Origin of the sequence: Metabacillus litoralis (assembly GCF_020524045.1) — a bacterium.
GTDB classification, from domain to species: domain Bacteria; phylum Bacillota; class Bacilli; order Bacillales; family Bacillaceae; genus Metabacillus; species Metabacillus litoralis_C.
Genome location: NZ_JAIVKL010000006.1, coordinates 69,313 through 94,850, shown reverse-complemented (window position 1 = coordinate 94,850; position 25,538 = coordinate 69,313). Strand labels below are relative to the sequence as shown.

Genomic DNA, 25,538 nt, shown 5'->3' with positions numbered 1-25,538 from the left:
GGTAGTAATCTAGGAAGAAAAGATGCCAATCGTCTTTTTAACGTGCTATTTACTTAGAGTTGTTAAAACAACAATGTTGACGAAAAACATCCTTCTTAAACAACACTTCTTTGTGATCGCTGAAACAAATATAAGCAATCAAATTAGCAAAGGATTTCTTTTAAGGTTTATTTAAGGTTTGTCCTAAATAATGTGAATAAGCAGTTAAGAAGTACATTAAGGAATATTTACATACAACAATTGTATTTTATCAACAAAGGAGAAAAAAGCATGGATACATTTAGCCTGAATGGTAGTAAAGGCCGAAGAGAGATTAAACATGAAATAACTAAAATGGACTGTTATTTACTTAGAAATAAGTTAAAACATTATATGAATGTTGATCCTCACGCAAACGATGATGGGAAGTATTTAATTAGAAGTGTTTATTTTGATAACTTCGATAACAAAGTACTTAACCAAAAGAAAGAAGGGTTTTATGATCGAGATAAATTTAGAGTACGACTTTACGATTTTAATATGAAATTTCTTCATCTCGAAAAGAAGAGTAAACGAAATAACCTGACATTCAAACAAAAATGTCAAATAACGGCCGAGGAATATGAACAAATGAGAGTAGGCAATATCAACTGGATGGAAAATGATACAAGATCACTAATAAGAGATTTATATTATCAAAGTATTCTTTTTCAACTAAAGCCATTAACCGTTGTTGATTATGAGCGCGAAGTCTTCATCTATCAATATGGCAATGTACGGGTTACATTTGATAGCTCTATTAAAACTAGTTTGCGTAATAATGATGTGCTTAACCCTCATTTAGCAATGGTTGAAACAAATCCAGATATCGTTATCCTCGAAGTGAAATATGATGAGTTTCTACCCACAGTTATTAAGCAATTGCTGCAAATTGGACACAGAAGAATGGGCACTTATTCAAAATATCAGATTAGTAGGATGTATGGTTAATCAATACCATCAACTGGAGGAATAAACATGGAAAACACAGTGAATTTTAAAGATATTTTCAAATCAAGTATATTGGAGAAAACAGGTAGTATCTCAATTATCGACTCGTTGATTGGTCTGCTTGTCGCATTTTTTATTGGATTATTTATTTATGTGGTTTATAAGAAAACCTTCTCGGGTGTTATCTATTCACACACGTTTAATATTTCACTCATAATTATGTCAATGGCAACATCATTGATTATTATGGGGATTTCTTCAAATGTTTTGCTGTCACTAGGAATGGTTGGGGCGCTATCAATTGTTCGTTTCCGTACACCTATTAAAGATCCAATGGATATTGTCTATCTCTTTTGGGCTATTATTGTCGGTATATTATGTGGAGCGGGCTTCATTATCTTAGCAATTATCGGCTCTGTTCTGATCGGTTTAGTGTTAATCATCTTTGTAAATAAAATTAAAATTGAAAATCCTTACTTATTAGTTGTACGATATCAGGACATTAGTGTTGAAAAATCACTAAATCACATTATTTCAGAGCATGTTAATAAATTTACGATCAAATCTAAGTCTGTTATGCCGGGGAATGACTTCGAACTTACTTATGAAATCCGTGTACAGAACTCTGACATGAATTTTATTAATACGATTTCCAGTATGGTAGGCATTAAATCTGCCGTTATGTTAAGTTATGATGGGAATTTCACTGCATAATGTAATATTTTTAAAAATATAGGCTGGGACATAATTAATTAAGCTGAAAGGAACAAGTTCGATCCATTTCGCTGCAGACACTCCATTCGCCGGGGAGGAAGCTAAGCCTCCTCAGCTACGCTTGCGGGGTCTTAGCCTTTCCTCTATTCCCGTAGGAGTCGATTGTCTTCCGCTCCATTCCACTAGTTCTTAAAAATAATATACAAAATCAAAAAAATCATTAAAAACAGCAAATAAAAACCCGAACTATTAGGCGAATGTTTACTTGACATATCACCTAATAATTCGGGTTTATCATTAGCTTAAATACTTATGTCCTACCCTCTTTTAATTATGGCTATTTTATTAATCTTTATTGTTTTCTAGAATAGTTATGGAAACAACTCTTTATCAAGTCTAGTGGCATCTTTTCTTTCTAAGAAACAAACCTTTTATCCGGTAGTACACTGTTTCTAACTGATAAAGCCATTAATTAGCAACATATCTTGTCACAACCTTCTTAAATACACCTTCAGTTTGGAGACTTTTTCATTTACCTATCCAATCAAGTTTCATAATTCTAATCTTAATGAATCTCACTTCCAAATTTGCTCTTGGATATCCTTAAGTGTTTTCACAGATTTCGCCAGTTGCGCTTGTTCTTTTTCGTTCAATGTTAATTCTACAACCTTTTTAATTCCTGTTCGGTTAATGACTGAAGGAATACCAATATATACATCACTATGCCCGTTTTCACCTTCTAGCAATGCTCCTACTGGTAAAACAACATTCTCATTTCTTAAAATGGCTCTTGTTATTCTCGCTAACCCCATTGCGATTCCATAATAAGTTGCACCTTTAGATTCAATAATTTTATATGCTGCATCACGAACCTGTATTGAGATCTCTTCTTTTCTTTCTTCTGTTAACTTCTGTGCAATGGGTGTTCCTGATATATTTGCTAAGCTCCAAACTGGAAGCTGTGAATCGCCATGTTCACCAATAATATATCCATGCACACTTGTTGGAGCTGTTTCAAATTCTTCACCTAATAAATATCGAAATCTAGCAGAATCTAAAACTGTTCCAGAACCAATCACTCGTTCTTTTGGTAAACCAGATATTTTCCATGTAGCATAAGCCAAAATATCAACCGGGTTCGTAGCTACTAAGAAAATACCATTAAACCCAGACTCCATAATACCTCCAACAACTGATTCAAAAATCTTTACATTCTTGCTTACAAGATCTAATCTAGTTTCTCCAGGTTTTTGTGCCGCACCCGCACAAATCACAACAATTGCTGCATCCTGACAATCTTTATAGTTACCAAATTTGATATTCATGGCACTTGGGGCATAAACAATTCCATGATCTAAGTCCATAACATCGCCTTTTGCTTTTTCCTCATTTAAATCGATAAGAACTAGTTCATCACATATGCCTTGATTCATTAATGCGTAAGCATAACTTGATCCTACTGCCCCAGTTCCAACTAATACTACTTTATTTCCATGAGTTAAATTCATTTTGTTTTCCTCCGTTTATTTATATTTTTTCTATTAAAAGTTCAGCTATCTATATATAATAATTTCAAAATTCATGATGTTTTTTAGTATGTCTCTTTTCTGAAAAAACTGCCGACCTAGGAGCCTTGTCAAAATCCTTTAGTATTGAACAAATCATAACATGACAATTAGTACTGGTATGTAATAAATATCACACGTAAACATTAGCAGCAAATTGTTCTATTTTTATATTTGTAAGCATATCATCATCTCGAATAACTAATGTAAATTTATGTTATTTTTCTAATGATCAAGTTATTCTAAAGGTAGTAATTGTTAAACAATCTAATAGATATATAGGACTTTTTATGGTCTAATTGGTTCATACCTTTTACACAATCCATTAATCATTTTTAAGAGTAATTCCACAACTTGTTCTGCTTACTAAAATTTTACATAATAAATATTTAATATTACAAATAACGACAAAGTTTACGCTATACTATCTAGTAGAATTATAATAAAAGAGTATAATTTTAAAGGGTAAAGATGTTAAAGGGTATGTGGAGGGGCAATTATGGAAAATGTTATAGAACAATCAGTTGGAGAAGTTTACAAACCAAGACACAAAAAAACTAAGTGGTATAAAAGCTGGAAGGTTATCACAACAATCATTATCATTATTATCGCACTCATTGTAGCTATAATGAGCTATTATCAAATGTACCACTTTAATCAAAATATAACGATCAATAATGTAAACGTTAGCGGCATGTCTGCAGAAGAAGCCTTGAATAAACTTCAAGCTACTGAACTAGATAATGATGTTTATATTGGACAAGAACGAATAATAGATGGAAAAAATACTCAAATGGTGTTTACAAAAGAAGATTTACCACAGGTTAAAAAACTGTTAAAAAGTCAATGGACATTCTTTCCTTCCACTAAGGAAATGAAATATTCGTTATTGCCTAGTAAAAGTGATCAATACCGAAACGAAACCTTAAAAGCCGAAGTGGAAGAAAAACTCCTTCTAATGAACAAAAATTTAACAGCACCTAAAGATGCAAAAGCGATTCTTGAGCAAGGAAAAATAACAATTTCGAAAAGTGTTGATGGAACACAATATGATGTTCCTAAACTTCTAGAAGAGTTCGAAAAACAGGAATATATTAGTGAAATTAAGCTAAATCCTGTATTCAAGCAACCTATTAAGGAAGATAGTCAGATTGTTATGAATGAAGAAAGGAAATTACAAGAACTCCTTGAGAATAGTGTTGATTATAAGGTACAAGATAAGGTTTACTCACTAAAAGCAAGCGACCTTATTAAAAATGCCTCAATTTCAAAGGACATGAAAATTACCATAGATCCAAGTCATATCAAAAATAAAATCAGTGAAATCAATATCTCTCAATCCACATTAGGAAAAAACTTTACCTTTAAGACCCATTCAGGATCAGTCATATCAGTTAAAGGACAAGGGTATGGCTGGGCACTTGATGTTGATAAGGAAACAGCACTTATTCAAGGTATTTTTGAAAAAGGGGAAAAATCGATTGCGGCATCTAATATTATTGGAAATGGCTGGAGCAATGAGGGCTATGGCTATGAAACGATCACAAACAATGGCATAGGTGAAACTTATGCTGAAGTATCTATTAAAGAACAGCGTATCTGGATTTACAAAGAAGGAAAATTGGTTGTCACAACTAATGTTGTGACCGGAAAACATAGCACACAAGAAGATACATCACCAGGAGTGTGGTATATCCTTTATAAAAGATCTCCCTACACACTGTCGGGTAGTTCTGCAGGCAATCCTAATTATTCAATTGAAGTAGACTATTGGGCACCATTTACAAACAGTGGGCAAGGTTTTCATGATGCTAGTTGGCGTAGCAACTGGGCAAGCAATGCCTATCTTACAGCAGGTTCTGGAGGCTGTGTAAATGTATCGCCTAGTGTGATGAAATCAGTTTACGATAATCTAAGTATCTATGATCCAGTTGTTGTTTATTAGAAAGTAAGTGCGAACAGGAAATTGTAAAGATTTCCTGTTTTTTTATTTGATTAGTAGATAATAAACACCACAGCAGACCTTTTTGTCTTCTTTCTCAGGGCGTGATGCATGCCTCCTCTTCGTCAGTACCTTTGACCTTCTTAATCATATCAGTAAGTTAATGTAAAAGTACTGCTAGAAAAAATGAAATTTCGCTGTTTTATTTCTCTAAAGTAACCAATCGTTACCAAGGGTACATTACTTTATATGTATTCATTAGGTTCGACATGAACATGTACATCATAAATTTCAAAATCCTCTTTTAGTTTTTTCTCAACTTTTGTAGATATATCATGTGCTGTTTGAATATCTAGATTAGAATTTACAGTTATTACTGTATCTACAACAACGTTATTTCCATAATTTCTTGCCTTAATATCCTTAACGTTTCTTACATCATTGATTTCACTTATAGCTTCTTTATATTCACTGATTAAACTTTGATCAAAGCCATCTGTTAGTTGATGTGAAGCATCTTTGAATATGTCCCATGCAGTTTTGCAAATTAGCATACCCACGATTGTTGCTGTAAGAGGATCAAGCCAAGGTAGATTAAACTGTGATCCTACAATACCAATCACTGTTCCAATACTAACCCATGCATCAGAAAGATTATCCTTTGCTGCTGACATCACCGCATGACTTTTTATTTTAAGGGAGAGTTTTTTATTATATCGGTAAACAAAATACATAATGGCTGAGGATAGTAAACCTGTCCATACGGAAATCATATCAGGAGCTTCTTCTACTCCATTCCAGATAGAATGAGCAGCACTGAATAGTACTTGAACACCTACAGCGAACATAATAAAAGATGCGAACATAGAAGCAACCATTTCAGCCTTCCAATGACCATAAGGATGATCTTCATCAGCTGGTTTTTGTGATAGCCTTAACCCTACTAGTACTGCAATTGAGGCCAGTATATCCGTGCTATTATTTAACCCATCAGCCTTTAAAGCTTCTGAATGACTAAGATTTGCCACAACTAACTTTACTATGGATAAGAATAAGTAAGCAATTATACTAATAATCGCTCCTCGCTCTCCTAATTTAAGGTTTGAGTACTTTTGTTCGTTCACTTCTTCTCCTCCAATCACTGCTTGAATAGTTTACCAAGCGAGAGTTATGTGGGTCTATAGCAATCTTTTTCCGTTAATCCATATAAATCATAGGTATACAACAATGTTTCATGGAGGAAAAAAATGAGTAAAGAACAAGTACCTAAACAAAAATAATTATGATCTTTATCATTACTTACCTATAACCAAAAAAAACACCTTTATCAGAATTAACTAATAAAGGTGTTTTTTTTAAAAGGCTCTGTTAAACTTTGTTGTTGATTTCCGTTACAGGCATTCGCTTTCCCGAGAAAAAATGCAGTTCGTTTTTTCCTAGGTCCGGAAGCCTCCTCGGCGCAAGCGCCTGTGGGGTCTCCCTTCGACACGCTTCTCCCGCAGGAGTCTCATGCCTTTCACTCCCAATCAACAAAGTGCTAAAAATCAACATTAAGCTTTTATAGCCTTAATAAAAGTATTTATATTTTAATAGTGCCATTCAAACACCTACTAGTAGAAATAGGTTCTGATTAAACTCGTTCCATATTGAAGAAATAATGATTTCTTCTTGAAAAGAGTTATCAAAGTTGCTTATCTATTGATTTCATACCTTTGTTTTTATATCAAGAATAGCTATAGGCCGTTTTTTTTTCACTTAAACCCAGAGTTTCTGAGGTCGAGGTGTGAATCTCCTGTAAGAGCTTCGGGTTTTCCATTAGTGATATACCATAAGATGGAATCATTTCTTTAATTTTTGGTTCCCATTCTTCCATATGTTGTGGAAAACATCTTTTAATCACATCAAGCATAACATGAACAGCCGTTGATGCACCTGGAGAGGCACCTAGTAATGCTGCTATTGAGCCATCAGCAGCACTTATCACTTCTGTACCAAATTGCAGGGTACCCTTGCCACCAGCTTCAGTATCTTTAATCACTTGCACACGTTGACCAGCTACAACAAAATCCCAATCCTCACTTTGTGCATTCGGAATAAATTCCCTTAGTTCTTCCATACGCTTTTCTTTCGATAACATCACTTGCTGAATTAGGTATTTTGTTAAAGACATGTTTTTTGCCCCTGCTGCTAACATCGTGATGAGGTTATCTGGTTTAACAGATGTGATTAAATCAAAGATTGAACCTGTTTTTAAAAACTTAGGTGAAAATCCAGCAAAAGGTCCAAATAGCAGCGATTTTTTATTCTCTATGAATCTTGTATCTAGATGCGGCACAGACATCGGAGGAGCGCCAACCTTAGCTTTTCCGTATACTTTAGCATGATGTTGTGCAACAACCTCTGGATTATTACACACCATGAATATTCCACTCACTGGGAATCCACCGATATGCCTGCCTTCAGGAATGCCAGACTTTTGAAGTAAATGTAAACTTCCTCCGCCGCCACCAATAAAGACGAACTTTGCTGAATGATGTTCAACGTTACCGCTTTCAACATTACGTACTTTTAGCTCCCATGATCCATCACTGCTGCGATTTATATTATCAACACTATGGTTATAATTTATATCAACATCTTTATTCTTTAGATGATCAAACAGCATTCGCGTTAAAGCGCCAAAGTTTACATCAGTTCCAGTATCGATTTTTGTTGCAGCAATCGATTCATTTAATGAACGGTTTTGCATAATAAGAGGAATCCATTCCATTAGTTTCTCAGGATCGTCAGAAAATTCCATTCCTTGAAACAATGGATTAGTTGTTAATGCTTCAAAACGTTTCTTTAAAAACGTGACATTTTGCTCTCCCTGTACCATACTCATATGAGGCAATGGCATAATAAAGTCCTGCGGATTTTTAATCAGATTGTTATTTACAAGGAAAGACCAAAATTGCATTGACACTTGAAACTGCTCATTTACCTTTATAGCTTTGCTAATATCTATAGATCCGTCTGGTTTTTCATCTGTATAGTTAAGCTCACAAAGTGCCGCATGCCCTGTTCCCGCATTATTCCATTCGTTTGAACTTTCTTCACCCGAATTTGCGAGCTTCTCAAACACTGTTATTTCCCATTCCGGTACTAATTCTTTCAGAAGTGTCCCCAAAGTCGCACTCATGACACCGGCACCAATTAAGATAACGTCTGTTTTTTTCTGTACGTTGCTCATTATACCCTTCCTTATCCCCTATATTTGCAGGCGCTCCTGCTTAGGTGTTACAAATAGCCAGGAGCGACCTAGGAAAACACCTTTTCTGTATCAATTATATAAGCATATCATATTCCCTATTATAATTATTTATAGATTAAAATATCTAGTATTATCTGATTATTATAAACTATTTAGAGCTTATAAAAAAGTGTGAAGTCCTTCCAAGAGACTGAAATAAGCAAAAAGTGGAATTCACTAAATCTTAGGATTCAAGCATAGAGCTATGGGTTTGAAATGGTTTCTTTATCTTATTCCTTTAGAGATAGCAATTGTTCTCAGCAAAGAAACAGACATAGAGCTCATAAAAAACATAACTCAGTTTAATTATCAACTATAATTAGCTAGACAGTCACCCATTTAGTCCTTCTTTAATATTGTATTGGTGTAAAGAAGGAGGGTAAAAAAATGAAAGTACTTTTTGATAAAGAGTGGTTAGAGGAACAAATAGAAACACTCCCTTTATGGAAAAAAGAAGCTTATCAAGCTTTTTCTTCTCTTATTGCAGATAATGAAAATACGTATCCTTGTATCCCAGCAAGACAAGGATTTTTATCTAATAATCTTCGTTTTAGCTTTATGGGTGACCCCCGTGAAGTAAGTTCTGCAAAGGAGCTTGCACAATCGTTAAAAGAGTATAGAAATATTTCTCGTGAAACGGGTAAGTATGCATCTTTAGCCGTGTTTGTCGAAACACCTAAAGACATTCTGGAGAGGTACAATGTAGAGGATTATCGCAAATTATTTTGGAGTATATTAAATAACGTAACATCATTTGACGAAAAAAAATGGCCAGAAGGTATACCAACAGATCCTTCCGACCATAAATGGGAATTTTGTTTCGATGGAGAACCTTACTTTGCGTTTTGTGCCACACCTGCACATCAAATACGTCAAAGCCGCTATTTTCCCTGTTTGATGTTGGCGTTTCAACCACGCTGGGTGTTTGATGAAATAAATGACTCAACCGTATTTGGGCGTAAAATGAAAAAACTTATTCGTAAACGGCTTGTAGAGTTTGATGGAGTTTCTGGTCATCCTGATTTAAAATGGTATGGCGCAGAAGATAATCATGAATGGAAGCAGTATTTTCTGAGTGATGATGATAGCAGCCCTTCTAAATGTCCTTTTACTAGTATGAAGAACAAGTTTTCTGGCTTTTAAAGTAGGCTTATTTAAAAGTAACCACATCTTATAGAAAGAGCAGACTATCAAAAGATTTAAGTCTGCTTGATTTTCTTTATGATTTTGGTACAAGCTACATCCTCAGGAAAATACCAATCTTCATTTCGTCCTTCTCACTAATGACTAAGAGCAAGAATTAGAACAGGATCGAACACCTTTAATAGATATGCATTATTTTGCAGATTTTCTCTTTAGCGGTAATGTCATACATCTGATGCCTCCGCCAGATTTTTCTAACTCTGTGACATCAATCTCAATAATGTTCTTTTTTTGCAATTTAGGATGACTTTTAATACTCTGTTTATGTGCTTGTTTACTTAATAATAATGTTTCTGGATTAATATTAAGAAAATTAATATCAGGTATTGTTTCATAATTTTTCAGCCAATAAACCTCAAATCCATGACGATTTAAAAATTGTTCTGACATTTCATAACGAGATTCTGTTTCAGTTAAAACATTTACCGGGAAATAACGCAAATAACTTTTTGATATCACAAGATCTTCGTTTGCAACATTACAATTCATATCCAAGTGAAGTGTATCTGAGCGACGTGGTAAATCAATCAAACCAATCTCAGAAAAGCCTGCTTGAAATATTTTGTCCTTTATTCTCTCTACACTTGAAATACTTGTCCTCATCCCCACATTAATAAATACAGCATCTTTGTTAAGAATAAGCACATCTCCATACTCTAGAGCTTTTACATCATTATTTTCATTTATTAAAAATTGCTCTGGAAACCACTTTTTCATTAGCAGATGTGATTGGATATATTCAGGTCGTCTCATTGAAATTCCAGGTTCACCTGGAATGATAATGTCTCCAAATACACAAGCAAGGTCTCTAACAAAGAAACGGTTAATTAGCTGTTTACTTAATCGATTCTCTTCCTCTGTTAACTCTTCGGAATAGTCAATGATCTGTATTCCTTCCGTTTCAAACGCTGCTTTTAGCTCATTAAAATTTTCATGTGCTTTGGATTGATTAACAGGAGCACTCCACTGAACATCTTCAGCTGTTTTTAAATCTGGAATATCTAAACTAGATGGTGAGCAAAGCATAACAACTTCAAGTTCCCCATGTTCTGACCAGCAACTTGGTTTGAACGATTTCATGTTCCTCTCCTGCCTTCCCTCTTTATTATCTTCTTTATCGTTTCCTCTCGTTATTAATTTATGTATAAGAAGACTATCGCTAGCAATAACAAACGAGTTGTTGTTTTTATGAAATTCATATAATTTTTTTATCCACTTTTAATTACTTACTGCACTTCCTTATGAGTGTTACATGTTAACTCAATTGATATCTCAAACTTAGATGAACTAAGAATGTTTTTGAACATTCTACGATAAGCAAATTGTTGAATGTAAAATGTAGAAAAAAAACCACTATTCGTCATACATGACAAACCGGAAAAAGGCCATTATAAATACGTAAGTTATATTCAATCATGAGGGGGAGTTTTACGTATGGAAAATCAAAACATGAACCAATCAGGACAACAACAAATGGCACCGAATATGCAGGTTAGTAAAAATCATGGTGGTCATGAAATATTTGATGCTCATGAAGTACTCGCAGGAATCATCAGTATGTTAGATCAGTATCAAATGTACGAACAGCATATTCAAGACCCTGAGCTAAAAAGCATCGCTCAACGTCAAGCTGCATTTGTGACACAAACATACAATACAATTGTTGACACTTTCTCTACAGGACAAGATCCATCTGTTCCTACTCAACAATATAAAATGAATCAAAATAATGAGGTTGTATATGGATTAAAGCCTGGTCAACCGAAAAAACCTAATAAATCTATTAACGAACTTTCCGATCAAGGTCTTTCTGCATATATGCTTGGAAACACAAAATCATTATCAACATTATTAGCAATGTCTGCCCTAGAGATCACAAACCCAGTATTGCGTCGTGTTATGGCTGATAGTGTACCGAACTTTATTGAATTAAGTTATGAAATTTTCTTATATCAAAACAAACATGGGTACTACCAAGTGCCACAACTAATGCAACAAGACATGAATCAAATGTTAAGCGCTTATGCAAAGGCTCAACCACAAGGAAATATGACACACTAAGAACAAAGGCTCAAGTGCACTGGACCAGGAAATACCTTGGTCCAGTTTTTATTTGTGAAAAAGTAAATGTGAGAAAAAACCAAAATGAAGTCTTTGATGACTTCTTTTTGGTTTATAAATAGCTTTGAGTAGTAAGTTATGATTACGAAATAATATCAAATAAAATTAGTTAAAGTTGAAGTCTTTTTTCGGTGATTGTATTTTAGTGCTACTCCTATTTATTTCTTTGTCGATCAATATATTCATCCTAGGTTTCATCATTTTATAATTACTTATACTCGTGATTCTTAAGTGAAATAGGCACATATAAAGGAGCCACCTATAAGTAGTTTAGCCTATATTTCATTTTAATTTTGTATTGACAACTTATTAAAGAGGATATACAGTATTGATAGTGATAATTATTATCAACTAACTCATATAAAGGAATGATATATAAAATGAATGCAAAATTATTTACATCATTACTTATGGCTATGCTTATGATTGCACTCGTTGGTTGTTCAGATTCAGCTCAGCAATCAAATGCAAAATCTGAGCCATCTACTGAAGAAACGAATACAGAAACTGCTGAAAACGAAGAATCAACAACAGAATATCCAATTGTGATTAAGCATGCATTTGGTGAAACAACAATTGAAGAAAAACCTGAAAACGTTGCTACTATTGCATGGTCAAACCATGACGTTGCTCTTGCACTTGGCGTTGTACCTGTAGGGTTCTCCGCTGCAAACTATGGTGTTCAAGATGATAGCGGAATGTTACCTTGGACTGCTGAGAAATTAAAAGAACTTGGTGAAGAAAGCCCAAATATCTATCAAGATACAGACGGTTTAGATTTTGAAGCAATTGCTGATTCTAATCCAGATGTTATTCTTGCAGCATACTCTGGTATTACTCAAGAAGAATATGATACATTAAGTGAAATTGCTCCAGTTGTTGCTTATCAAACTAGCCCTTGGGTAGCTTCATGGCGTGAACAAGTTACATACAATTCAATGGGTATGGGATTTGAAGAAGAAGGGAAACAACTTATTGCTGATACAGAGAAATTAATTGCTGACAAAGCAAGTGAATATCCTGAACTCAAAGGTAAAAAAGCTACTTTCGTAAGTATTACTGCTGCTGATTTATCTAAATTCTACGTATACACACCTGGAGATCCACGTGGTGCATTTCTTAGTGAGTTAGGCATGGAATATCCTGAAAGTGTGACAAGTCAAATTACAGATCCAAATCAATTCTTTATAGAAGTAAGTGCTGAAAATGCAGATATGCTAAACGGTGCTGATATATTAGTATCATATGGTGATGAAAATACACTAGCAGCTTTACAAGCTGATCCAATCCTTGCAAAAATCCCAGCAATTGAAAGAGGTTCTGTCGTAATTATTGGAGATAACACACCACTTGCAGCATCAGGAACTCCAAGTCCACTTTCAATTGAATACTCAATTGACGAATACTTAACTTTACTCTCAGAAGCTGTAAGCAAAGTAAAATAATATGAGTAATACTTCCGTTTCAGAAAATAAGCAGTTGCATATACCGAAAAATTTCATAAAAGTACTTATACTTTCTATTGTTTTACTCGGTATATGTGTATTGGCTTCTCTTGCTTTTGGGTCTCGTCTCGTTGGATGGAAGGAACTAATGGATGGTTTATTCCATCCTGATGTACAGACCCACGGAGCAAATGTTGTTCGCCAAAGAATGGCTAGAACTGTATTTAGTATTATGTGTGGTGCAGCATTAGGAGTTTCTGGGGCTCTCATGCAGTCAGTCACTCGCAACCCTATTGCAGATCCTAGCATACTCGGAGTGAACACAGGGGCTGCACTTTTCGTGGTTTGTGGAATTTCCTTCTTTAATATTGGTTCCGCTAGTCAATACATTTGGTTTGCATTAGTAGGAGCAATCATAACTGCCATTTTTGTATTCGGAATTGGTTCGATGGGGAGTGGCGGTGCCACGCCCCTTAAACTCGTTTTAGCGGGTGCTGCTACAAGTGCTGCTTTATCATCTCTCGTGATGGCAATTATGATTCCTCGCTCAAACGTTATGGACCAATTTAGATATTGGCAGGTAGGAAGTGTCGGAGCAGGAAATTGGAACTCTATCTCAATTTTTATTCCCTTTCTTATTATTGGAATACTAATAGCCCTATTCTCCGCTCCATCACTAAATGCAATCGCTTTAGGTGATGAAGTAGCAACAGGACTAGGAGTACGTACAGGAACACTTAGACTTATTGCGGCGTTTGCTGGAGTGCTATTATGTGGCGTAGCAACAGCACTAGCAGGTCCTATTGGCTTTATCGGATTATTAGCAACACATGTTATTCGACTTCTAATTGGCCCTGATATTCGTTATATTATTCCAATGTCAGCACTTTTAGGTGCTATTATCTTAACAATATCAGATGTGGTCGGCAGAATTCTTGGAAGTCCTGGCGAGCTTGAAGTTGGTGTAGTAACAGCATTTATTGGAGCTCCTATTTTAATCTTAATAACTATGAAAGCGAAAATGCGTGCCTTATGATGAATGAATCTATGAATTTTATTATGGTAGGTAGAATAAAAAGACAACGTCGTTTTTTCCTTGTCACTTTCTTACTTGCAATCATTTCCCTAGCACTTTGCTGCACAATGCTCATGCTAGGAAACACAATTTATCCTTTTTCCGATGTTATAAGTGTTTTACTCGGTGAGAAAATAAAAGGTGCATCATTTGCCGTCGAAACAATACGTTTTCCAAGAATGGTTGCAGGTGTTTTTGCTGGATTTGCTTTTGGTGTTGCTGGACATGTATTTCAAACAATGCTTCGTAATCCTTTAGCAAACCCAAATGTCATCGGTATCACAGCTGGTTCAAGTGCAGCTGCTGTGTTTTGTATCATCGTTCTACAAGCAAGCACAACCGTTGTTTCAATTGCTTCTATTATTGGTGGACTAGCAACAGTTATCATAATTTTTCTATTATCAAGAGGTACTTCTTTTTCAATTGGTCGATTAATTTTAATAGGAATTGGCATTCAAGCCATGCTAAACGCTGTCATATCGTACTTATTACTTATTGGTCAGCAAAATGATGTTCCTACGGCAATGAGATGGTTGAGTGGCAGTCTAAATGGTGCTAAAATGGAGAATCTTTATCCATTAATGATTACCGTCCTTATCTTCGCACCAATTATCGTTGTTCTCGGGAAGAACTTAGATATGCTAGAGCTTGGAGAGCAAGCAGCAACATCACTTGGAGTCGATACTGACAAAACACGATTTATACTTGTGATCAGTTCGGTCCTTATTATTGCGTTAGCAACAGCTACAACAGGACCTATCGCTTTTGTCGCGTTCCTTTCTGGACCTATTGCAAAAAGATTAGTTGGAGTAGGTTTTTCAAGCATTATTCCCGCAGGTCTTATTGGCATCATTTTAGTTTTAGGATCAGATCTAATCGGACAATTCGCATTCGTGGCTAGATATCCTGTAGGTGTAATCACAGGCATACTTGGAGCTCCATATTTGATTTACTTGCTAATTCGAATGAATCGAAAGGGAGATTTATAATGAAACCGACACAAGCTTTTCAAACGGAAGGAATCACTGCTGGCTACGATAATAAAACCATTTTACATGATGTAAGCATAACGATTCCTAGCAACAAAATAAGCATTATCATTGGAGCCAACGGTTGTGGTAAATCTACACTTCTTAAAACAATGGCTAGACTTATTAAACCTACCTCTGGGCAAGTTACTTTGGGTGGAAAACCAATCAATAAAATTCCTCCCAAACAGTTGGCACGTGTATTGGGACTGTTACCTCAATCACCGATTGTACCTGAAGGAATAACGGTTGCAGATTTAGTTGGACGAGGAAGATTTCCACATCAAACATTTCTAAAGGGTTGGACAAAGAAGGATTATGAAGCAGTTGGTGACGCAATGGAAATGATGAACATCACTGAATTTGCCGATCGAAGCATCGATGAGCTTTCAGGTGGTCAAAGACAGCGTGTCTGGATTGCAATGGCATTAGCTCAACAAACAGACATATTATTTCTTGATGAACCAACAACCTATTTAGATATCACTTATCAAATTGAAATTCTTGATCTGCTGACAGATCTTAACCGAAAATATGGAACAACCATTGTTATGGTTCTTCATGATATCAATTTATCTGCTCGTTATGCAGACTATATTTTCGCTCTTCAAAAAGGAAGACTTGTTGCAGAGGGTGAGCCATCAAAGGTTATTACAAGTACATTAATTGAAGACATTTTTGGACTTCATTGCACTGTAATAGAAGACCCTGTTTCTGGATCTCCTTCAGTCATCCCTATAGGACGATATCATGTGAATAGAGAGCTAACCCTTATTAAAGGCTAGCTTCCACACATAGCAAAAGGTTGCAGACGATCTCCCTTTGATTGGGATCGTCTGCAACCTTTTTGCTGTGAAGTTCTCTAAATGTTCATCCTTAACCCTTAACCATTTCTTCCATAATCCAGTTCGTTCTCGCACCAGTTTCTCCAGTGCTTGGGCACAAATTGGTATCTCCTGTTAAATCAGTAACAATAGTTTCAACTAGGTGCTGATGGACATGCTGAGGGCGTTCAAATTTCCATTGTTCTTGTCCATTCTCAGTCTTCAGAACAATTGGGTCATTCCCAAATGTAGAAAAGGTAATACTCCCCTTACTGCCGACAATCTTATTCACATCCTCATCTTCAAAAGCAGAAAAACACCAATTACCTACACCATGGATTCCAGATTGAAAGCGATAAGTACCTGTAACAATATCTTCCGCTTGATAAAAACCTGCTTGATTTGATGAAAATCCTTTTGTCTCCTTGATAGGTCCTAGCAAATATTCCAATATATCCAGAGTATGACTGGCTAAATCAAAAAACAAACCTCCACCGGATAATACAGGTTGAACTCTCCATGGGGGATTTTTTGAATCCTTCACATCTTCCTTCGCTTTTTGATACTGTGTTGTTGATACGAAACGAATATCCCCGATCATTTTATTTTCCAAGAGTTCTTTTATTTTTACAAACCTTGGCTGGGCCCTACGGTAGTATGCAACAAATAAAGGAACACCCGCTTTTTTACAAGCAGCAATCATTTCATTACATTCAGCCCAATTAAGTGCCATAGGCTTTTCTACATAAACAGGCTTTCCTGCACCTGCAGCTTTTAATGTATATTCCTTATGTGAGCCTGGTGGTGTGGCAATATAAACAGCATCTACATCAGGATCATTAATTAGTGCGTCAGCATCATCATACCATATGGGAACATTATGTCTTTTTGCATAGTCTTTTGCTAGCTCACCTGTTCTTCGCATAACAGCAACTAACTCTGAATTTTTTACCTTTTGAAATGCCGGGCCACTCTTCACCTCTGTCACATCTCCACAGCCAATAATACCCCAACGTACTTTTTCTAGATTCATGGATTTTTTCCCCTTCCTCTTATTACCTTACCTTGCTATTTCTAATTTTTTACCTATTATTTACTGTACCACTTAGAACCAATGTAAAAAAGGCTATGGATCTAATGCTATGGATAAAATAAAGGCTAAGGTAGAAAAGCAGGAAGATGATTTTTCTATATAAAAAATCAGAGCAGAATTTGTCATTCTGCTCTGATCTACAGCTCTTCTATTATCCTTTTAACTAGATCTATATTATTTATCCATTCAAATCTTCAATTCGGATCGAACGACTATGAATTGTATGGTTCCAATTTTTATTATTACTTGTAAATAAACCATAAAGAGTGATCGGAAACCAAGTGAATTGGAATACCGGGAATAGCACCAGTCCTAGGTATGCCTTTATAGGTCTTCGCTCCATCATCATGACGATTGGAAACTGTAGAAACAATGCCACGTTTAACGCAATCCATCCCCAGTCTGGAACAACCTTCAGCAGTTCGAATTGGCTATATAATGGAGTAGCTAGTTGTAAATAGGACATTACCCATACAGCAGCTACAAATAGAAACCTGATGGGCTGAAATAAATACATGACTGCATCAAATTGTGTGAAACTTCGTTTTTGAATAGATTTTATAAAAAGTGGCTTCATATATCTTCGGGCACAATCCGTGTGTCCGCGCATCCAGCGTAATCTCTGTCTTGCAGAACTTATAAGTGTAACAGGCTTTTCATCATAGACAATTGCATTATTTGCCCAAGTAGGATAGATATCATTACCAAGGCAGCGTGCTGTAAATTCTACATCTTCTGTAAGTGACGTTGCGTTCCAGCCTATTTCCTTGAGTAATTTTGAATCAAAACACATCCCTGTGCCTGCTAACGTACTGGCCATTCCCCAGTTATGCCTTGCCTGCTGCCACATTCGATTAATATACCAGTATGTGATGGCATAAGAAAGGGAAACCCATGAATCATATGGATTTTTCGTTTCTATATAGCCTTGAATGACTTGATGGCCATCCACTAGCTTATTATTCATTTCACTTAAGTAATTTTTACTAACGAGATTGTCTGCATCAAATACAACAATCGCATCAAACTCACGTTTTCCTTGCCATAGTTTTTCTAGCATCCATTCCATAGCATAACCCTTCCCCCTTCGGAGTGGGTCAATCCTCTCCATCACGTGAACTTGATGCATATTTGCAATCTGCACAGTATTGTCTGTACAGTTATCACAGATAACAAAAACCTCATATAACTCCTTTGGATAATGCAACTTAGCGAGATTCTCTAAGAGAGGAGCAATGACCTTTTCTTCATTATGTGCTGCAACGAGTATGGCAAAGGACTTTTGTGGTTGATGCTCTTTTACAACCTTTTTATTTCTCTTAAAACCAGCCAAACTAATAATAATTTGGTAAAAACTAACTGAAAAAATAAGAACCTGAAAGATATTTGAAATGACAATGAAAAAGTGTTGCATGATTTCTTCCTTTCACACTTACGGTGTTTGATATGATAGTGCAATATCCAAAACATTATTAACTTCATCAAAAGAGGCAACATCTGTCTTTCCATTCCCATCAAAATCAGCAGCAAACCCGATTCTGCCATCTCCCTGTGCCCATGGACCAAAGGAGTTATTCAATGGATTATATTGATTTGCACCTCCGTTCACATATTCTTTCCAAACTCCTGTTTCTGCTGTATATATCAATAAATCAGTCGTTCCATCTCCATTCCAATCTCCCGTGAGTAACTGATCCTCTTCATTTAACGAAACCCCCTTTATCTTTTGAGGTGTTGTTAAACGATTGCCTAAATTCTGTAGGCTAAAAACATTCTGGTTATCAGATGATACGTAAAGAAATTCACTTTGGGTGAAGCCTTGAGACTTCCCTAAATAGAGACCATTGTTTACTGGAAAGGAATGATTTATCCTCTCTGTATTCAAGTGATTATCACTATAATAAATGTAGATAATTTGCCCATCACCATAAGCTATTAATCCATTCCCTTTTTCCGATTGAAAAGGTTTTAAGGAATCTAGATTCGGCGGTAATTTACCAAGCAGTGTAGGATTAAGAAACCTTTCATCTCCAGCCCAGCTAACCCGAAAATCACCTTTCTTTTGGTTATACGCCAGTAAATCTTGTTTTCCATCGTTATTGAGGTCACTAAGCATGACTTGTTCTTCAGTAGAAAATGATTCCTTTAGCCATATCTCAGTTGCCTTCTGAGGACGATTGCGTGGTAGTGTATAAGTTCCTGGTATTAATACGATACGGTGTTTCTCTCGCACCACAATATCAGCATTCCTATGACCCTTTACATTCCCTATCAAGATTTGCTCGGCCTTTACATTAAGCGGTATTTTGACACGATGAGCCGGAGTAAACGGGATAATATCATGCAATGTCATCCATTGGTATCCTTCTTTTTTAAAGCCTTCTACTAATTGGTGTAGATATGAACTTTCACCGGTTTCCTTATATTTATAAACCGGTAATCCATCTTCAATTTTGGGCTTTCCATCTGCTAATACTTCTTTCTCCAAATAAGGAAATTCCATAAATGGGTGATAGTATAATGAAGCTAAATCATCATTTTTTTCTATCTTTGATAGCATTTTATTAACAGATTTCTGGTCACTGATGTAACCCAAAGGTGCAGGCACATAGAATGATCCCAAACTTTCCTGCCCATAGCTGTTTATTGTTTCATGAGCATTTATATCTTTAAAAGAGCGTAATGAGTAATAATCTGGCTGATACAGTATCCCAATAAAAGAGCGAAATACTTTTTCCTGTTCACGTGTATCTTGATAGTGAGGCGACTCCCAAAAAGCCGGCTGTAAGTCATTTTTAACAAAGGCTTCTAGGCTGTTTGTTATCCGCTCGGCTGCATAGGATACTGTTTTTGTTTCGGGAGCTCCATTCACCTTAAATTCAGAACCAGTTCCTGAATTCTGATTGTTCCCTTCCATCGCTGAGTCACCATACTGATGGCTATATCCATGCATGCCTAAAATACCACCTTGCTGTTGCACTTCTTTTAGCAGTTTAATAAATGACCTACTAACCCTATCTGAATCTGGATCATCAATTCCTCTTTCATTCCAAGTTCCTTCCTCGTCAAGGTCCATTCTTCTTGGAATAACAGCTATATGAAAGGCGATATTTTCTGACTCAATATATTGTATAACTGCTTTTAACTTCCCTAAAGCTTCTAAACTATTATATTCTCCACCCGGTCCCACGTCTTCGAGCCTGAGCATAGCATGCCGTTTATTAGAGTTGGGATATATGTTTTCTTCCGTAAAAGTAGTTATATATATTGAGAGTGATGCTACTAGAAAAAGAAACATCACAATGAAAAAAATTAGTTTCCTATTTCTCTTTTTCAAGCATTCCAATCTCCTATTTTTCATTATTTGTTAGATACTCCCAATATCGTATCCAGCTTAAATTCAAATATTTCCAAAAAATATATAATCGAAATTATATCACTAACCTATTAATAATGACTATAAAATTTTTTATATGAATCCCCTATCTAGCGTAGTTTCTTCGTTATTTTCAGATTAAACAGAAAAAGGAGACATGCCTTATCTAATAGCTTTCCTTAGAAATACAAAAAAGCCATAACTCCTATTCAAAGAGTTTATGGCTCTTTATTCATATCTTACTTATCGTTCACACAACCTTAAGGTACTATAAATGCGTTAAGATCACTTTTACAATCCGCTTAGATGCGTCTCCGTCACCATATGGATTTCGTATAGTGGCCATTTTATTATACGTAGCCTCATCATCTAATAACTCTTTGGTATACCTATAAATATCTTCTTCCTGCGTTCCTACAAGCTTCAACGTACCAGCGGTTACTCCTTCTGGTCTTTCTGTCATATTCCTCAGCACAAAAACAGGTTTCCCCAAAGAAGGTGCCTCCTCCTGAATTCCCCCTGAATCTGTCAGGATAATATGAGAACGCGCTGCAATATTATGAAAATCAATCACATCTAATGGTTCAATTAAATGAATCCGGTTATTTCCTTGGAGCATTTCATCTACTATCTCTCTTACCTTAGGATTCAAATGCACAGGATAAACAACTTGAATGTTTTTATATTCCTTCATTATTCTTTTTACTGCCATAAATATATTTCTCATAGGCTCGCCAATATTTTCACGTCTATGCACAGTTAAAAGGATGATCTTATCATTATTTATCTTTTCAAAAATCTCATGACAGTAATCCTGCTGAATTGTTGTTTTTAATGCATCTATAGCTGTATTACCCGTGACAAAGATAGATTTCTCATCTTTTCCTTCATTCAACAGATTTTGCTTTGCTTGCGCAGTTGGTGCAAAGTGGAAATCCGCTAGTACACCAGTTAACTGCCTGTTCATTTCTTCAGGAAAAGGAGAATATTTATCGTTCGTTCGGAGGCCTGCCTCTACATGTCCAATTTTAACTTGGTTATAAAAAGCAGCAAGTCCCCCTGCTAAAGTAGTAGTAGTATCACCATGAAGCAATACTAGATCTGGTCTAACTTCCTTTATAGCCCTATCCAGTCCCTGAATAACAGCTGTTGTAATATCAGCCAGTGACTGATTTACCTTCATGATATTTAAATCATAGTCCGGAACAATTTCAAATACCTTTAACACAGTATCCAACATATCCCTATGCTGTCCTGTCACCGTAACAATTGACTGGATATTAGGTGTCCTTTCCAATTCTTTCACTAATGGTGCCATCTTTATAGCTTCAGGCCTTGTTCCAAATATCGTCATTACTTTGATCAATTTCTCATCTACCCCGATTCCTCAACTATACATCTTTAATCTAATTTCATAACTAGGACTACGACTGTATTCACCAATTAATCAGCCACATCTTTTTACCAGAGCTTAGTAAAAAAATTGGAGAGTACGTAAATAAAGAGAAGTCAAACAGCGACTTCTCTTTGTTGCTTTACTATTAAATACGAGAAAATCCTTCAGTCTCAAGATAGTTACTTGCTTCTTTATACGTATTAAACGTACCATCAAGTCCACCATCTTCTGAATAAACATTCCAAAGATCCTCTTCGTTTAAAACGGTAAGTGTAATCGTATTCTCATTCATCCACACTTCTTCCGTTGGCTCATCTGGATTCTCTATTTTCTTATAGGTTAGTGAAGAGATAGAATCTCTAATAATTTCACGTAATTCTTTCTCTGCAAAATCACGGATATTGACCATACCTTTATCGTTTGTTTCATACCCCGTCATTTTTCCAGCATACACAAAACCATTTCCATTAGGATGTAAGTGATAAACAACGTTTTTATTGTCATATGAACTATCATTATAATGAAAATTCACTCGTTTTAATGAAACATCATTTCTTTCAAGTTCAGGGAAAGATTCAATTATGGCTAATTTCTCTTCAAATGTTAACATATAGTCTCCAATAGTCATTATTTTCTTTAGTATATCATTATTATGTGTTTAAAATGCATATAATATTTCGTCTCTGAATAATAAGATATAAACAAAGTACATATCAAGATAGGTTATTTAATGATCGTTTCTTTCTAAATCATACGCACCTTCTATATGTAGGTAATCTTTTTAGGTTACTATTTCTGCACGCCCTCTCATTATAGTAAAGGCTTCCATTTGTTTGAAGTTAAACATTTTTGGGTAACTATTGAGAAAAGACTAGTAAAAGGAGAAATGACATGCAGGCAACAAGCAAAGTATTGTTAACCAAAGAAGATATCACAAACCCTGAGATTGTTCCTGAATGGGTAATACATGAATACAACACCTTCCATCAAATTGTAACGGAGAAAACATTTCCCTGCTATTTTGGAATGAAAGCAGAGACAAAGGGTGAACTTCGTTATGCTTATATCACGCAAGAAGATTGGTCTAACCTACCTGAAGCTGTTGAAGAATTTTTAACTCTTTTTAAAGAACCTCCATACATACGTCATGGTCTTTTTGTCTTTGTAGAACCTGAAGAAGAGAAGGATGACCTTGAACATTACCGTAAAAGGTTTTGGAACATTTTACAAAACTTACATGAAAATGATCCACAGGAATGGCCAGATGACAAACCTAAAGACCCTGATCATTATTTATGGGACTTTCATTTTGGTGGGGAACCAATCTTTGTGTTTGGAAATGCACCTGCATACAAACAACGAAAAACTCGTGATCTCGGTAACAGCCTTATCCTTGGTTTTCAACCACGAAAGATTTTTGAAGGACTTGAAGGAACACAAAAAGGCGGAATTATGTCTCGTGAAAAAGTGAGAGAACGCGTCGAAAAATGGGATAACCTCCCTACACATCCCGATATTTCTCACTTTGGAGATCCTGACCACAATGAATGGAAGCAATTCTTCATTGGAGATGACGTAGAACCGGTAAAGGGCGAGTGTCCTTTTCATCATAAAGCTCAATAACAGCAAAGCCTTGCACATCTGCATAGTGTGTGAGGCTTTTTTATAGTATCGTCATTCAATTTGGAAAAAGACTCTAGCGGTATATCGGAATCTTATATCTACATAAAGAGCTGCACTAAAATTGTCCCTTCTAAGTACCTTTTCTCTTGTGGATGGTGGTATATCTGGATAATGATTAATAACTCTTGATTTTGTACTTCTAGATAATCCTAGAAGTTTAGCCAAGTCCTCACTACGCACAAAGTCTCCACATAATTAATGATATTTATCTTATTAGAGAATTGTAGACTTATTCCATCTTTTCATATAAAAAGAGGCTGTCGTAGGGTCATATAAACCTACTGGACAACCTCCTTCAAGTTATAGAAAGCATAAAGTGACTATTTTTTCAAAACCACTTAACTATTCATTTTTAAACCAAAATTCTCTTAAATTGGCTGCTCCACTAGTAGATACAATAAATATATCCTGCATTCCCCTCACAGCTGCATTCAATGATGGGGTACCACTCCATTGATAGGTAGACCAATCACCAGTTGGACCATAGTTCACAGTTCCAATTCTTTGTCCAGTAGGACTACCTAGTCTAATATCGAAACTACCACTATCAGGTGAGGCATAGCTAACAGCAAATGCGTTATACCCTGTAGATAAATCAACGTTATCAAATTTTATCCAGTTACCGGAATGAAAAGTTCCTACACCACAATTCCAAGATGTTATCCCGCTTGAATCTGTATAATCACACGCATTCAATTGAAAGTCAGCCGCAACTGAAGGATTTGAACCCCCACTTCCACTATTCGGTGTATATCGGACCCACTCATAAGAGGTGTTTGCATTCTCTCCACCATATCTACCTGCCCATTCATCAATTCCATAAGTATTCCACATATTCATCATAATTTTACTGGGGTTACTTGGAATATTATTTGTTGCAGTAGCTACCAACTCTCCATTAACATACCAGCTAATATAATCCTCTTGCCAATCAAATGCATACGTATTAAAACTATGTGATGCATCAAATCCTAAATCGTGGACAATCTCATTTCCTCCTACACCGTTCGTATAATAATTGAATTGTATCTTCGTTGTATCATTTCCTAGAAATTCAATATCAATCTCATCCCACGGTGCTCCATTAAATGATGGACCCGTATACGTAAAGAAAGAAGAAATTACGCCCGATACATTTGCAGGTTTCATTGATACTTCGTACAAACCATAGCCATAGAAGTTACTCGTCGAATATTCCCCACACTCATAGTTATATGGTGCTGAATATGAATAATTTGCACGAAGAGACAATTCCATTGCACCATTATAGAAATTGACCCGATTATTACTCCAATGACAGCCAAAAAAAGTATCACCATTTCTCCAACCATCAGCTATCTCCCATTTTTGCCCATCATGCCTATCAAACGAATGATAAACTTCTTCCTTTGTTACTGGGTTTTGGGCATAAGTCACCACTGTAAAAGACATCATGATTAGCGTCAGTATTAAAAGTCTAATTTTATTGGAAATGTTAATTATAACCACTCCTTAATTTAGTTTGTATTACAAAACAAAATAATTCACTATACTTCGCTAGATTGATCTTAATGCTAGCTATCCTTTGTATACTCTTTTACTTTTCTTCTTTTTCCAAAGTAAACAATACAGGTTAGAAGAGAAAGCAAAGCAAAAAATTATCTCATTTTTTCATAATAACCCTGATTAAAAGTGTCATTGTAGATGTAATTTTCTTGTAGGAGTGAGCCTCTTACTATTTTTGAAAATTAACATATACTGAATTTCTTTAAGATGTCTATTGAATAGAGCTGTTAATTTAAAGTATTTAACTAACGCGCGTTAGTATTAGGG

General features: G+C 35.6%; 20 protein-coding genes and 1 pseudogene. 10 read left to right on the top strand and 11 right to left on the bottom strand.

Annotation, left to right across the window (positions count from 1 at the left end; all coding sequences use genetic code 11):
* Positions 1-270 precede the first annotated feature (270 nt).
* Positions 271-969, top strand: coding sequence for a polyphosphate polymerase domain-containing protein (locus LC076_RS11110; protein ID WP_226668798.1), 699 nt, complete (start codon positions 271-273; stop codon positions 967-969).
* Between the two features lie 27 nt (positions 970-996).
* Positions 997-1,683, top strand: coding sequence for a DUF4956 domain-containing protein (locus tag LC076_RS11105; protein ID WP_226668797.1), 687 nt, complete (start codon positions 997-999; stop codon positions 1,681-1,683).
* Positions 1,684-2,258: 575 nt separating this feature from the next.
* Here LC076_RS11105 and LC076_RS11100 read toward each other — a convergent pair.
* A complete protein-coding gene (locus tag LC076_RS11100; protein ID WP_226668794.1) occupies positions 2,259-3,191 on the bottom strand; it encodes an L-lactate dehydrogenase in 933 nt (310 codons plus the stop codon).
* A gap of 553 nt (positions 3,192-3,744) precedes the next feature.
* Here LC076_RS11100 and LC076_RS11095 point away from each other — a divergent pair.
* Positions 3,745-5,193: a L,D-transpeptidase family protein gene (locus tag LC076_RS11095; protein ID WP_226669330.1), complete on the top strand. Its 1,449-nt coding sequence runs from the start codon at positions 3,745-3,747 to the stop codon at positions 5,191-5,193.
* A gap of 242 nt (positions 5,194-5,435) precedes the next feature.
* On the opposite strand, the gene LC076_RS11090 is transcribed toward LC076_RS11095, so the two are convergent.
* Together LC076_RS11090 and LC076_RS11085 are read right to left on the bottom strand one after the other, a co-directional pair.
* Positions 5,436-6,314 carry a cation diffusion facilitator family transporter gene (locus LC076_RS11090; protein WP_226668791.1) on the bottom strand — a complete coding sequence of 293 codons (879 nt, stop codon included), beginning with the start codon at positions 6,312-6,314 and terminating at the stop codon, positions 5,436-5,438.
* Positions 6,315-6,913: 599 nt separating this feature from the next.
* Positions 6,914-8,422 (bottom strand): malate:quinone oxidoreductase, encoded by a 1,509-nt coding sequence (locus LC076_RS11085; protein WP_226668788.1) that lies wholly within the window; start codon positions 8,420-8,422, stop codon positions 6,914-6,916.
* A 447-nt stretch (positions 8,423-8,869) separates the two neighbouring features.
* On the opposite strand from LC076_RS11085, the gene LC076_RS11080 reads away from it, so the two are divergent.
* Entirely contained in the window at positions 8,870-9,625 is a 756-nt protein-coding gene (locus LC076_RS11080) for a YqcI/YcgG family protein (protein ID WP_226668785.1), read from the top strand.
* 192 nt (positions 9,626-9,817) lie between these two features.
* Here the strand turns inward: LC076_RS11080 and LC076_RS11075 are convergent, their stop codons facing one another.
* Positions 9,818-10,765 (bottom strand): arginine deiminase family protein, encoded by a 948-nt coding sequence (locus LC076_RS11075; protein ID WP_226668782.1) that lies wholly within the window; start codon positions 10,763-10,765, stop codon positions 9,818-9,820.
* 354 nt (positions 10,766-11,119) lie between these two features.
* Here LC076_RS11075 and LC076_RS11070 point away from each other — a divergent pair, with 354 nt between their 5' ends.
* From LC076_RS11070 to LC076_RS11050, 5 genes are all read left to right on the top strand, one after another.
* Complete coding sequence (locus LC076_RS11070) at positions 11,120-11,746, top strand: spore coat protein (protein ID WP_226668779.1); 627 nt, start codon at positions 11,120-11,122, stop codon at positions 11,744-11,746.
* 440 nt (positions 11,747-12,186) lie between these two features.
* Positions 12,187-13,251 (top strand): iron-siderophore ABC transporter substrate-binding protein, encoded by a 1,065-nt coding sequence (locus LC076_RS11065; protein WP_226668777.1) that lies wholly within the window; start codon positions 12,187-12,189, stop codon positions 13,249-13,251.
* Between the two features lies 1 nt (position 13,252).
* Positions 13,253-14,287 (top strand): FecCD family ABC transporter permease, encoded by a 1,035-nt coding sequence (locus LC076_RS11060; protein ID WP_226668775.1) that lies wholly within the window; start codon positions 13,253-13,255, stop codon positions 14,285-14,287.
* Positions 14,284-15,315, top strand: a complete 1,032-nt coding sequence (locus LC076_RS11055; RefSeq protein WP_226668772.1) for a FecCD family ABC transporter permease — start codon at positions 14,284-14,286, stop codon at positions 15,313-15,315. The genes LC076_RS11060 and LC076_RS11055 overlap by 4 nt, the downstream gene beginning before the upstream one ends.
* Positions 15,315-16,139 (top strand): ABC transporter ATP-binding protein, encoded by an 825-nt coding sequence (locus LC076_RS11050; protein ID WP_226668769.1) that lies wholly within the window; start codon positions 15,315-15,317, stop codon positions 16,137-16,139. The genes LC076_RS11055 and LC076_RS11050 overlap by 1 nt, the downstream gene beginning before the upstream one ends.
* Before the next feature lie 91 nt (positions 16,140-16,230).
* Here the strand turns inward: LC076_RS11050 and LC076_RS11045 are convergent, their stop codons facing one another.
* The 5 genes from LC076_RS11045 to LC076_RS11025 form a co-directional block, all read right to left on the bottom strand.
* Positions 16,231-17,211, bottom strand: a complete 981-nt coding sequence (locus tag LC076_RS11045) for a Gfo/Idh/MocA family protein (protein ID WP_226668765.1) — start codon at positions 17,209-17,211, stop codon at positions 16,231-16,233.
* Between the two features lie 238 nt (positions 17,212-17,449).
* Positions 17,450-18,685 (bottom strand): glycosyltransferase family 2 protein, encoded by a 1,236-nt coding sequence (locus tag LC076_RS11040; protein WP_226668762.1) that lies wholly within the window; start codon positions 18,683-18,685, stop codon positions 17,450-17,452.
* An 18-nt stretch (positions 18,686-18,703) separates the two neighbouring features.
* Positions 18,704-20,608, bottom strand: coding sequence for a DUF2334 domain-containing protein (locus LC076_RS11035; protein WP_226668761.1), 1,905 nt, complete (start codon positions 20,606-20,608; stop codon positions 18,704-18,706).
* 307 nt (positions 20,609-20,915) lie between these two features.
* Positions 20,916-22,001 carry a non-hydrolyzing UDP-N-acetylglucosamine 2-epimerase gene (wecB, locus tag LC076_RS11030; RefSeq protein WP_319005519.1) on the bottom strand — a complete coding sequence of 362 codons (1,086 nt, stop codon included), beginning with the start codon at positions 21,999-22,001 and terminating at the stop codon, positions 20,916-20,918.
* A gap of 187 nt (positions 22,002-22,188) precedes the next feature.
* Positions 22,189-22,653, bottom strand: coding sequence for a hypothetical protein (locus LC076_RS11025; RefSeq protein WP_226668755.1), 465 nt, complete (start codon positions 22,651-22,653; stop codon positions 22,189-22,191).
* 281 nt (positions 22,654-22,934) lie between these two features.
* Between LC076_RS11025 and LC076_RS11020 the strand changes: the two genes are divergently transcribed.
* Positions 22,935-23,666, top strand: a complete 732-nt coding sequence (locus LC076_RS11020; protein WP_226668749.1) for a YqcI/YcgG family protein — start codon at positions 22,935-22,937, stop codon at positions 23,664-23,666.
* 402 nt (positions 23,667-24,068) lie between these two features.
* Here LC076_RS11020 and LC076_RS24495 read toward each other — a convergent pair whose 3' ends face one another.
* Together LC076_RS24495 and bglS are read right to left on the bottom strand one after the other, a co-directional pair.
* Positions 24,069-24,422 carry a carbohydrate-binding protein gene (locus LC076_RS24495; RefSeq protein WP_413465979.1) on the bottom strand — a complete coding sequence of 118 codons (354 nt, stop codon included), beginning with the start codon at positions 24,420-24,422 and terminating at the stop codon, positions 24,069-24,071.
* A 45-nt stretch (positions 24,423-24,467) separates the two neighbouring features.
* Positions 24,468-25,205, bottom strand: a pseudogene (bglS, locus tag LC076_RS24490) (beta-glucanase); the annotation flags it as partial.
* Positions 25,206-25,538 lie beyond the last annotated feature (333 nt).